Raw genomic sequence first — 11,654 nt, forward strand, 5'->3', positions numbered from 1 at the left:
CTCCTTTTATTTTAAGTTTTCTAATGTTTCAATTAAAAGATTTTTCAGGTTTATACTAATTTTTTGAGCAGTTTTTAGTACGTGTTCGTGGTCGTGTTTTTTCTCTTGTATTCCTGTTGCCATATTAGTAGCGCAAGCTAAAACTGCTACAGGAAGCGATGCGTGGTTTGCAGCGATTACTTCTGGGACTGTAGACATTCCTACGAGATCACATCCCATTGTTTTGAATGCACGAATTTCAGCACGTGTTTCAAAGTATGGACCTTGGAAGAATCCATAAACACCTGTATGTAAAGTAATATCTAGTTTTTTAGCAGAGTTGTGTAAGTTTTCTACTAGATATGGATCGAATGGTGTAGTCATATCGACGAATCTTTCACCTAGACGTGGATCATTTTCTCCCATTAGAGGGTTTTTACTCACTAGTGAAATAAAGTCGTCAAGACACACGATATCACCTTCAGTGAAGTTTGTGTTAATAGCTCCACATGCATTAGTTATGAATAATCCTTTTACTCCTAAAAATTTAACAACATATGTCATAAAAGCAACATCTTTCATGCTATAACCTTCATAAAAGTGAAGACGACCGTTTAATACTAATACGTTTTTACCAGAGATTTTACCAAAAGTTAGTTTGTTAGCATGTCCTTTAACTCGATTAGCGTGTTTATTTCCTGGGAAAAGTGGAATAGCCTCATAACCAAGTTCTTGTTGATCTTCAAGTTCAAGTGTAATACCACTTCCTAAAACTACTGCATAGTCGATAGGTTCTCCAAAATATTTCTTTATGTAGTTTGCAGTTTCTACAATATTTTCATAATATGTCATAATATAAATCCTCCTGAAAATGCTTCATCAAAAATATTATAGCATAAAAAATTGAGAAAATATATAATTTCTAACCTATTTATTATTAACGTTTACAATTTTAGAGATTAATTTTGAAACAAAGTAATAGTTGATAGGACGAATTATATAGACTATATAATAAAAGTAGTATTCTAGCCTGATTAAAAAATAGAAAGTACTAAATTATTAGGAATAGTAGTATTTTTTTAGAAGTATATTTCATGTTATTTATATTTTATATTTATTTGTAAAAAATATCTTGCAAACGGTTTAAAAAAATAGTATTATGTTCTTAGTACATAAATTTTTAAGGAGGGCATTATGAAAAAATTACGTACTATTTTTGCAATTCTAGTTGCATTATCATTAATTGTTGTTGGTTGTTCTTCAAAGAATGCTAAGAATGACACTAAATCTGACGGTAAGAGCGGATATAAAATTGGTGTCGTAACTGGTGAAGGTGGAGCAAAAGATAAGAGTTTTAACCAAGCTAACGTAGAAGCTATTCAAGCTTGGACAAAGGCTAATGGTGCGAAAGAGCCTGTTGTTTTAGAAACGAAAACTCAATCGGATATAACTTCTAATTTACAAAATGCTGCAAAAGTGTCTGATATTATTTCTTTAGCAGGTTTTGAATTTGAAAAAGAAATTCCAAAAGTAGCGGAACAATATAAAGATAAAAAATTCATGTTTGTTGATACTTTTGTTGATGCTCCAAATATTGCTTCTTTAATCTTTAAAGAACAAGAAGCTGGTTATTTAGCAGGATTTGCAGCGGCGTTACAATCTAAAACGGGGAAAGTTGGATTTATCGGAGGAACAAAAACTCCACCGGTAGAGCGATTTGGTATTGGGTTTGTACATGGTGCTAAAGCAGCTAAAAGTGATATTAAAGTAATGTACAATTACAGTGGAACTTTTTCAGATACAAACAAAGGTAAAACTTTAGCAGCTACTATGTATGACTCAGGAGCAGATGTAATTTTTGTTGCTGCTGGGAATACAGGTAACGGTGTAATTTCAGAAGCTAAAGAACGTGGAATAATTGATATGTCTAAGAGTGGAGAAATTAAGCACTGGGTTGTTGGTGTGGATAAAGATCAATATGAAGAAGGTATTTTTAAAGGGAAAGATAAAGATGGAAAAGAATATCAAAAATCTGCTATCTTAACTTCTGCTGTTAAAAATATTGAAGTAGCTGTAACAAAAATCTTAAATGAAATCAAAGAAGGTAAGTTCACTAAAGGTGAACACATTTTTGGTATTAAAGAAAATGGTGTAGGTATTCCAAAAGAAAATCCTAACTTAAGCGAAGAGGCAAAAACAAAAATTGCTAAGGCTATAGAAGAATTAAAATCAGGGAAAGTTGAAGTAGCAGCTACTGGAGATGAATTAAAAGCAAAAGGTTTAGGTACTAATTTAGAAGGTGAACTATAATTAAAGAATATAGGAGCTGTTTGAATCAAAGTTTCTAAGAGATTTTGATTTTGGACACTCCTATTTTTTCTAAATAAGATATAGGAGATATCTAATACGTGATAATTTATTAAAGTAAAGTATCTAAAATTATCGTATCTAGAGGGAATAGAACAATAGTTGAATATAATCTATTTTGGATAATGTTGATTTTAAATATTTATTAAAAACTGTAGTTTTACATAAATTGTTTTATCTTAAGAATAAGTATTAATATACATTATTATTCAATGATTAGAGTGTGATATTTTAAAGTTCGTAAAATATTAAATACAATTATATCCATAAAATAAAGTCTTTATCCAAAGAATATAATTAATGTGCAATAATAGTCTCGGATATAAAATTCGTATAAAAATGTAAACGTTATTAATGTTTTGAAAATGCTTTATTATTCTAAAATAATCTTATATGAATATAGAAGAATAGATATGATAATTCCTATAAATACTACTTTTATAGGTTTTTATAATTAGAAAACGAACATTATAAAAAAATGTTAATATTTTTTTAATAAATCATTGAAGTTTGAAAGATAATGTGGTATTATTTAGGTATAAACAATATACAAATAAAGGAGACTTTTTATTTATGAAAAAGGTATTTTCGTTAATAGCAGTTGTTTTATCAGCAGCATTAATTATTGTTGGATGTTCTTCTAAATCATCTAACGGAAATTCATCTTCTAACAACTCTGGATTAAAAATCGGTGTTGTAACTGACGAAGGTGGAGCAAAAGATAAAAGTTTCAACCAAAGTAACGTTGAAACAGTAAAAGCTTGGGCTGAAAAAAATGGTGGAAAAGCACTAAACCCAATCGAAACTAAAAACCAAAGTGATATTGCAGCAAACTTACAAAATGCAGCAAAATCTTCTGACGTAATTTCATTAGCTGGTTTCTACTTTGAAAAAGAATTACCAAAAGTTGCAGATTCATTTGCAGATAAAAAATTCATCTTCATCGATGGTGTAGTTCAAAACAAAAACGTAGAATCAGTTACATTCTCAGAACACGAAGCAGGATACTTAGCAGGATATGCAGCAGCTTTACAATCAAAAACTGGTAAAGTTGGATACATTGGTGGAGCTAAAATCCCAGCAGTAGTTAAATTTGGTGTTGGATTCGTTCAAGGTGCTAAAGCAGCTAAAAAAGACATCAAAGTTGTTTACAACTACAGTGGTTCATTCAACGACACTAACAAAGGTAAAACTTTAGCAGCAACTATGTACGATGCTGGAGCTGACGTAATCTTCGTAGCAGCTGGTGGTACTGGAAGTGGTTCTATTAAAGAAGCTCAAGAAAGAGCAACTAAAGACCTTAAAGAAAGTGGAGAAGTTAAACACTGGATCGTTGGTGTAGATAAAGACCAATATTCTGAAGGTGTATTCAAAGCTAAAGATAAAGATGGAAAAGATGTTGAAAAATCAGTTATCTTAACTTCAGCTGTTAAACGTATCGACGTTGCAGTATCTAACATCTTAGACGCTATCAAAGCTGGAAAATTTGAAGGTGGAAAAGCTAGAGTCTTCACTATTAAAGAAGATGGTGTTGGACTTCCAGCAGAAAACCCTAACTTAAGCGATGATATCAAAGCTAAAATCAAAACAGTTGTTGAAGATCTAAAAGCTGGTAAAGCAACAGTTGCAGCTGATGCTGCTGGTGTAGCTGATAAAGCTAATATCGACGGAGAACTTTAATTTTAAGAAGTTTATATTTCAAAGACCTAGCGATTGCTAGGTCTTTTTTAGCAAATTATTTTTATATTTCTTAAATAGTATTAAAAAATTTATATTATAATTAAAATTATAAAAGTTATAAAACTAGTAGTATATTATAAAACTATAAAACGAATACACCTTGGTAATTAATAATTTTATAATAACTGAAATTATGGTAAATATATGAAAAAAATCTATTAAAAAGCTATACTAGTTTGTCAAAATATATTATAATATATAGTATGTAAGAATTTATAAAAGAGAGGTAAAGATATGTACGCTATAGAAATGCTAAACATAACTAAAAAGTTTGGCGACTTCTACGCAAATAAAGATATCACTATTCAGGTAAAGAACAATGAAATTCATGCTTTACTTGGTGAAAATGGTGCAGGGAAATCTACGTTGATGTCGGTTCTTTTTGGTATGTACCATCAAGAAGCCGGTGCTATTAAATTGAATGGTAAAGAAGTTGATATTAAAGATCCTAAGCATGCTAACCAACTTGGAATAGGGATGGTGCATCAGCACTTCAAACTTATTAAAAACTTCACAGTTGCTGAAAATATTATTTTAGGTATGGAAGAAGTTAAAGGTGGAAAAATTGATTTAGATAGTGCTGCAGTGAAAATTAAAGATTTATCTAAAAAATATGGTTTGGAAGTTGATCCTAAAGCATTAGTTGGAGATATTAGTGTTGGGATGCAACAAAGGGTTGAAATTTTAAAAATGTTATATAGAGATGCTAACATTTTAATTTTTGATGAACCTACTGCAGTTTTAACTCCTGCTGAGATTAAAGAATTCTTAGCTATTCTTAAAAATCTTCAAGCGGAAGGAAAAACTATTTTATTAATTACTCACAAACTTAATGAAATTATGGCTGTAGCTAACCGTTGTAGTATTATTCGTCGTGGTGAATACTACGGAACAGTTGAAATAGCAGAAACAACAAAAGAAAAACTAGCTAGTCTTATGATTGGTAAAGACTTAGAAATAATTAAATATGAGCGTTCAAGAGACGGTAAGAAAAATATTCTTGAAGTTTCAGGTGTTTATGCTGACACTGCTGAGAAGAAAGATATTCTACATGACTTCAACTTAAATGTACGTGAACGTGAAATCCTTGGTATTGCAGGAGTTGACGGGAATGGTCAACAACAATTTGTAGAAGTACTAAATGCTTTACTTAAAGAAACAAAAGGAAAAATTATTTTTGACGGAAAAGAGATTAATTCATTATCAACAGCAAAACGTAAAGAGCTTGGACTTGAAATTATTGCGGAAGATAGACATAAAGATGGTCTTGTATTAGATTTCAGTGTTGAAGAAAACTCAGTTTTAGAAAATTATTATACAGAAAAATTTGCTAAACGTGGATTCTTGAAAAAGAATATTATATCAAAATTTGCTAAAGAAATTTGTGAAAAATATGATGTTCGTAAAGCTGGAGATGAAAAAATTTCTGCACGTAGTATGAGTGGTGGTAACCAACAAAAACTTATTATTGGACGTGCTTTAGAATTAGATCCAAAATTACTAGTAACAACTCAACCTACGCGTGGTCTTGATGTTGGAGCTATTAACGGTATTCATAAAATGTTAATTAATTATCGTGATAAAGGTAATGGTGTATTATTAATTTCATTTGACTTAGATGAAATCTTAACGTTATCTGATAGAATCGCGGTTATTCACAATGGTAACATTATCGATGTAGTGGATAATGATGAAAATGTAACAAAAGAACAACTTGGTCTGCTTATGGCAGGGGTTAAGAAGTAGAGAGGAGAACGTATGTTAAAAAAAGTTTTAACTAATGCGGTGCTACCGATATTAGCTTCATTTATTATTGGAGCAATTCTTATTTCAGCGATAGGGGCAGCACCAGGAGATGTGTTTGGAGTAATCGGAGATATTTTTTCAGACTCAAACAGTATAGCTGAAATTTTTGTATCAACAATTCCGCTTATTTGTACTGGATTATCTGTTGCATTTGCATTTAGAACAGGTTTATTCAATATTGGGGCGGAAGGTCAATTCATTATGGGTGGTCTTTTCGCTGGACTTGTTGCGATTAAAATGGAAGGTATGAACTTCTATTTAGTATTAATTACTAGTATTCTAGTTGGTGTTGTAGTAGGTGGTCTTTGGGCAGCTATTGCAGGTTACCTAAAAGCTAGATTCAATATTAGTGAAGTAGTTGTAACAATTATGTTAAACTATACAGCTTTATATTTCGTACAATTTGCTGTACCTAAATATATTAAAGGAACTAACGATATTATTTCTAAACCTATCGTTTCAGCTGATGGAACAGGATATTTACAAAATAGTTTAGTTGAAGGTATTTTCAATAACTATCGTTTAGGAACTGATTTATTCTTAGCTATTTTTAGTGTTATTATTTTCTATATCGTTATGGAAAAAACAGTATTCGGTTATGAATTACGTTCTGTAGGATTTAACCCGAGTGCATCAAAATTCGTAGGTATGAAAGTAAATAGAAATACTGTGTTATCTATGGCTATTTCAGGAGCTTTCGCTGGTTTAGGTGGTGCTCTTTATAATATGGGACCTGTAGGACAAGTAGTAGCAGGTTCAACATTCCAAGGATTTGGATATATGGGAATCGCGGTTGCATTAATCGGAGCTAACACAGCTGTTGGATCATTATTAGGAGCATTATTATTCGGATTCTTAGGAGTATTAACTCCACAATTATCATTCATCGGTATTCCAAAAGATATCGCGAATATTTTAATCGGATTAATCGTATTATTCGTTGCAGCTAAAGCTATCTTTGATAACAAGTTGCTTGATAAATTATTTAGTAGTAAGAAACAGAAAGGAGATAAATAGATGGATACAGTATTATCACTATTAGACTCAATGTTACAATATACTGCACCAATTCTTATAGCTGCCATTGGTGGTTTCTATTCAGAAAAAAGTGGGGTTGTTAACATTGCCCTTGATGGTTTCGTAATCTTTGGATCATTCATCGCGTCGCTATTAGCATTATCAGTGTTCGATGGATCTCCAACATTATTCCAATTAGTAATTTGTTTAGTTGTTGCAACACTTGCAGGTGGGTTAATGTCATTAATTCACGCATATATCAGTATTAACTTAAAAGCTGACCAAGTTATTTCAGGTACAGCGATTAACTTAATTACACCGGCTATAGCATTATTCTTAGTTAACCACTTTAATGGTACATATGAATTATTATTAGCAAGTGGTTTCCCAAGATACACAGTATTTGGTAAATTTACTATTTATCCAACGGTATTTATAGCTGTAATTTTAGTAATTGTAACATACTATGTAATATATAAACGTCCATTCGGATTACGTTTACGTTCTGTAGGGGAAAACCCACAAGCGAGTGATTCACTTGGATTAAATGTATTTAAATATCGTTACATTGGGGTATTTATTTCAGGATGTTTAGCAGGATTAGCTGGAGCTATCATCGCAACTACATTCTCACAAGGATTCAATGCAGCTATCACAGTATATGGATTCGGATACTTAGCATTAGCGGCATTAATCTTCGGTAAATATAACCCAATTACAATCACATTAGCTTCGTTATTCTTCGGAGGAACTAAAGTATTCGCTGAGAAAGTTTCTATCTTAGCACCAGACCTACCAATCCCGGTATCATTCTGGAACATGTTCCCATTCGTAGCTACAATTATTGCACTTATCGTATTTTCTAAGAAAACTGCTACTCCAGAAGCACTTGGTATTCCATACGATAAAGGTTTAAGATAATAAATTTAGTGGTCTTTGAAACTTCCATGTTTCAAGGACTACTTTTTAATTTAGTATAAAAAGAGACCTCAACCAAGATTTTGATTGAGGTGATTTTAGTTATTTGGCTTTGATTCTAGCCATTTCATCCTTATAGTACGATTCATTTTTTTCGTTAAAGAAACCGCTACTAGCACCAACTCCAACGTAAATATTTGAACCAAGTTTAGTCCATTCTTTAATGTTGTCAGCCTTGCTTGATAGTCCGTTAGGGAATACATGGACGGTTTGTCCACCTCCACCAAACATAGGATTATCTCCTGTACGACTGAAAGCATAAGTTATTGCAGGTTGAGAAGGTGTTCCAAGATCTTTAGTGTCTACAGTTTTACTAATCGACCATTTTCCAGACCATTTTTCTGGAACATCTACAATAAAGTACTCATTTTCATAATGAGTAGAAGTCATTTCTACAAATTTCTCACCAATATTTAATGAAGTATCTTCTTTTCTTTTTTCTAGTTCTTTTTCTTTTTCTTTTTTACCTAATTCAGTTATGCGTTCTTCATATTTCTTCACAAGTGTTTCTATTTCAGTTTGTTTTTCTTGAGCTTCTTTTTCTGTTTCGAAAGTATAGTCTTTTTCTTTTTCTATTATTTTTGTTAACTCATCTAATTTTGACTTACTGTCATTAATTTTGTTATTGTCAGATGTACTACTAATATCTGAAATAGTATATTTCTTTAGGGTATTATCATAGTCATTGTGGAAATAAGTTCGCATTGTATTTATACTATTTTTAAACTCATCTTGAACTTTTGAGTCTTTATTAGAACTTAAATTGTATTTTGATTGTTCATCAAGAGTGTCTTTTAATAACTCCAGACGCTTATTTCTATCATTTTCATCATTAAATTTCTTCGTAAGTTCATGTAATGCAGTTAGTTTTTCAGCAGATACTGTTTCAACTTGTTTTTTTTGATAAAGAGTGTATCCGAAAAAACAAATAACTAACACAACTATTATGGAAATAATAGAAATTATAGTTTTGTTATTTTTTTTACTCATAAAATTCTCCTTTAGATTAATTACTTTAATAATTATAGTGTAATCGTAATATTTAGTCAATATGGGGGGAGTTGAAGTCTTTAATTGTTATAATAATACGATTATTTAAGAAATAAGATGGACTCCTTCTGCACAATACAGAAGGAATCCATTCATTTAATCTAAATATATATTTTTAGTATTATTTATTTAATATATTATTTAACGTTAATAGTTGCTCGATCAGGTTTACCATCTGTTGAGAAGAAACCAGAAGCAGCACCGGGTGCTAAGTAGACATTTGATCTTAGTTTTTTTAACATTGGTGAAGATTCACTTTTACTAGGAATTCCGTTAGGGAAAACATAGATTGCTTGAGCACCACCAAATGGAACGTTACCTTCAGGATCATGTTTAAATGAATAAATTTTTGCTGGTTGAGATGGTGTTCCTAGATTGCTAGTATCAGTGATTTCAGTGAATGACCATATTCCAGCCCATTTATCTGGCACATCAACACTAAAGTAATCATTTTCATAATGAGTAGAAGCAGTTTGTTCAGCTTTTGCTTCACTTTTACTTGATGATTTCTCTTGTTTTTTATCATTTTCTTTTTTCTTTAATTCATTAATACGCTCATCATACTTTTTCACAAGTTTCTCTACTTCAGTTTGTTTTTCTTGAGCTTGTTGTTCTGATTCGAAAGTATAGTCTTTTTCAGTCTCAATTGTTTTAGTTAATTCATTTAATTTTGACTTATTATCATTGATTTTTTTCTCATCGGACACTGTAGTGATATCTGAAAGAGTATATGTTTTTATAGTATTGTCATAATCGTTATGAAAATAAGTTCGCATTGTATTTATACTATTTTTAAACTCATCTTGAACTTTTGGCTCTTTATTAGAATTAAGGTTGTATTGTGACTGTTCATCAAGGGTCTCTTTCAGTATGTTAAGCCGTTCGTTTCTATCGTTTTTGTCATTAAATTTTTTTGTAAGTTCGTGTAAAGCAGCTACTTTTTCTGATAAAACGACTTCTGCTTGTTTCCTTTGATAAGAATTATATCCAATAAAACAAATAACGACAGCAATGATTACTGAAACAATTGAAATTATAGTTTTATTATTTTTTTTCATAATAGTCTCCTTTCATTTTCTACATAATTAATTATAGAATAATAGAAATGTAACGTCAATAGAAGAAGGGAGTAGTTTAACTTAGAAAAAAACTTCCCAATATCAAAAAATGATAATTGAGAAGTTTTAGAATTAAAATTCTACATGTAGGTTAGTTGTAGCATTAACTAGTCGAACTAAATGAGGATTTTCATAAATAACAGCTAATCTATTTTTAGTAAGTCCCTCAACATAATACTTTCCATCAGTATCCTTGACAAAGCTTGCTTCTGGATGTTCTCTCTTAATGGCAGTAACCCATTGAGAATAATAAGTTTCTAGAGGATCTCCACTAGTAGATACACTATTTTGAGATGAGTGTTTTTGATTATATCTAGCAATGGCATCTCTTATTTGTTCATTTGAGAAGTTGGCTACTGGGCCACCTAGTTCTTCAGAAAGAAGTTTACCAATTACAGTTTCTGAACCTCCATTATTATATACGCCTCGTTTTAATTCACCATATGTAATAGGAGCTTGTTGTAATCCAACTCTAGGTATATTCTCATTATCAGAAATTGATGAGCTAGAGTTTGAATTACTGTTGTCAGATTTAGTTTCTCCCTTTTCTTCACTCAATTTTGCTTTTAAAGCACTATGTTTAAATTTGTATTTATCTAATATTTTGTTGACATCATCAGATTTAGCTTCTTTAATTTCTTTTAAAGCTTTTTCGTAATTAGTGATATCTTCTTTTAACCACTCGATAGCTTTATCAAAAGAGTTATCAGTAGTAAGTGAATCGACTTTTTCTAAAGATTTTTTAGCAGCATCAACGTCTTTATTATCTAGACTTGAATCAGTATTTTTTAATTCTTTAGCGATCTTTATTTCAGTTTTAATATTTTTGAAAGCTTCTTGACCTTTATCATTATCTAAAGTTTCTAATCCTGCAAGTCCTCCTTTGAAGTCATGGCTATCGTTTATTAGAGCTAGGTATTTAGCATGTTCTTCTTTGATAGAACTGTTACTAGAACCAAAGAAGTAATAAAGACCACTGGCAAGTAATAAAAGAACAATAATGCTAGACAATATAGCTATAAGTTTTTTATTCATATAAAGTGTTTCTCCTTTTTTAGGTTGATTGTATAAGTGGTTATTATGACACTCCACTTAATTATATTCCTAATAAAAATCTTTGTAAATCCTTTTTGTAGAAGATATAGATTATTTTATTTGAAATTTTAGATATGAGATAACCCCACCAAAAATTTTTGGTGGGGTTAAACTTGTTAATATTCTATGTATAATTTATAAAAGTCAGTTATATCGAGCGTTTTCGACTTTTAAAATCTACTCCCATTCAATAGGGGAAGAATCTATCCTGAGTGGTTGGTATCATAGGAAGTATCGACTTTATTTTTTATATTGGCAGGGTATAAAAAGTATAATTATTTAGTAAAAAGTGTTGATATATTAGTATTTATAAATAGTTGATTATGATAGTTTAATTTGATATAATCAAAACTGGAGAGAGAAGTTAGGGGACATTAGTTCCCGATAAAGATGGTGGCTACTTCAATAAGAAAGGGGATGGTGCTATGCTCGCATACACTAAAATCTTGACGAAAGGAGTAGCAAGTTGTCAGCTTACGAAATTGTACAGACGATTATTGGAAT

Annotated in this window: 9 protein-coding genes; 5 read left to right on the top strand and 4 right to left on the bottom strand. The window is 30.9% G+C overall.

What is annotated here, in order from left to right:
• Positions 1-6 precede the first annotated feature (6 nt).
• The gene (locus tag PNO30_RS07035) at positions 7-831 is read right to left on the bottom strand and encodes a purine-nucleoside phosphorylase (protein WP_204641693.1); all 825 of its coding nucleotides are present in this window, start codon (positions 829-831) and stop codon (positions 7-9) included.
• Positions 832-1,173: 342 nt separating this feature from the next.
• Here PNO30_RS07035 and PNO30_RS07040 point away from each other — a divergent pair, with 342 nt between their 5' ends.
• The 5 genes from PNO30_RS07040 (at position 1,174) to PNO30_RS07060 (ending at position 7,830) form a co-directional block, all read left to right on the top strand.
• The gene (locus PNO30_RS07040) at positions 1,174-2,289 is read left to right on the top strand and encodes a BMP family lipoprotein (protein ID WP_271987682.1); all 1,116 of its coding nucleotides are present in this window, start codon (positions 1,174-1,176) and stop codon (positions 2,287-2,289) included.
• 630 nt (positions 2,290-2,919) lie between these two features.
• Positions 2,920-4,026 carry a BMP family lipoprotein gene (locus PNO30_RS07045; protein ID WP_271987684.1) on the top strand — a complete coding sequence of 369 codons (1,107 nt, stop codon included), beginning with the start codon at positions 2,920-2,922 and terminating at the stop codon, positions 4,024-4,026.
• A 294-nt stretch (positions 4,027-4,320) separates the two neighbouring features.
• Positions 4,321-5,832, top strand: a complete 1,512-nt coding sequence (locus PNO30_RS07050) for an ABC transporter ATP-binding protein (protein ID WP_271987685.1) — start codon at positions 4,321-4,323, stop codon at positions 5,830-5,832.
• Positions 5,833-5,844: 12 nt separating this feature from the next.
• Positions 5,845-6,909: an ABC transporter permease gene (locus PNO30_RS07055; RefSeq protein WP_003147813.1), complete on the top strand. Its 1,065-nt coding sequence runs from the start codon at positions 5,845-5,847 to the stop codon at positions 6,907-6,909.
• Positions 6,910-7,830: an ABC transporter permease gene (locus PNO30_RS07060; RefSeq protein WP_048801993.1), complete on the top strand. Its 921-nt coding sequence runs from the start codon at positions 6,910-6,912 to the stop codon at positions 7,828-7,830.
• A gap of 99 nt (positions 7,831-7,929) precedes the next feature.
• Here the strand turns inward: PNO30_RS07060 and PNO30_RS07065 are convergent, their stop codons facing one another.
• From PNO30_RS07065 to PNO30_RS07075, 3 genes are all read right to left on the bottom strand, one after another.
• Entirely contained in the window at positions 7,930-8,877 is a 948-nt protein-coding gene (locus tag PNO30_RS07065; protein WP_271987688.1) for a hypothetical protein, read from the bottom strand.
• A 197-nt stretch (positions 8,878-9,074) separates the two neighbouring features.
• Positions 9,075-9,995, bottom strand: a complete 921-nt coding sequence (locus PNO30_RS07070; RefSeq protein ID WP_271987690.1) for a hypothetical protein — start codon at positions 9,993-9,995, stop codon at positions 9,075-9,077.
• A gap of 132 nt (positions 9,996-10,127) precedes the next feature.
• Entirely contained in the window at positions 10,128-11,090 is a 963-nt protein-coding gene (locus PNO30_RS07075; RefSeq protein WP_271965781.1) for a cell surface protein, read from the bottom strand.
• Positions 11,091-11,654 lie beyond the last annotated feature (564 nt).

Origin of the sequence: Gemella haemolysans (assembly GCF_028308085.1) — a bacterium.
Classification (GTDB): Bacteria; Bacillota; Bacilli; order Staphylococcales; family Gemellaceae; genus Gemella; species Gemella haemolysans_D.

Coding starts and splice junctions, on each gene's coding strand:
- PNO30_RS07035 (WP_204641693.1), bottom strand. CDS start 831: ATGACATATTATGAAAATATTGTAGAAACTGCAAACTACATAAAGAAA.
- PNO30_RS07040 (WP_271987682.1), top strand. CDS start 1,174: ATGAAAAAATTACGTACTATTTTTGCAATTCTAGTTGCATTATCATTA.
- PNO30_RS07045 (WP_271987684.1), top strand. CDS start 2,920: ATGAAAAAGGTATTTTCGTTAATAGCAGTTGTTTTATCAGCAGCATTA.
- PNO30_RS07050 (WP_271987685.1), top strand. CDS start 4,321: ATGTACGCTATAGAAATGCTAAACATAACTAAAAAGTTTGGCGACTTC.
- PNO30_RS07055 (WP_003147813.1), top strand. CDS start 5,845: ATGTTAAAAAAAGTTTTAACTAATGCGGTGCTACCGATATTAGCTTCA.
- PNO30_RS07060 (WP_048801993.1), top strand. CDS start 6,910: ATGGATACAGTATTATCACTATTAGACTCAATGTTACAATATACTGCA.
- PNO30_RS07065 (WP_271987688.1), bottom strand. CDS start 8,877: ATGAGTAAAAAAAATAACAAAACTATAATTTCTATTATTTCCATAATA.
- PNO30_RS07070 (WP_271987690.1), bottom strand. CDS start 9,995: ATGAAAAAAAATAATAAAACTATAATTTCAATTGTTTCAGTAATCATT.
- PNO30_RS07075 (WP_271965781.1), bottom strand. CDS start 11,090: ATGAATAAAAAACTTATAGCTATATTGTCTAGCATTATTGTTCTTTTA.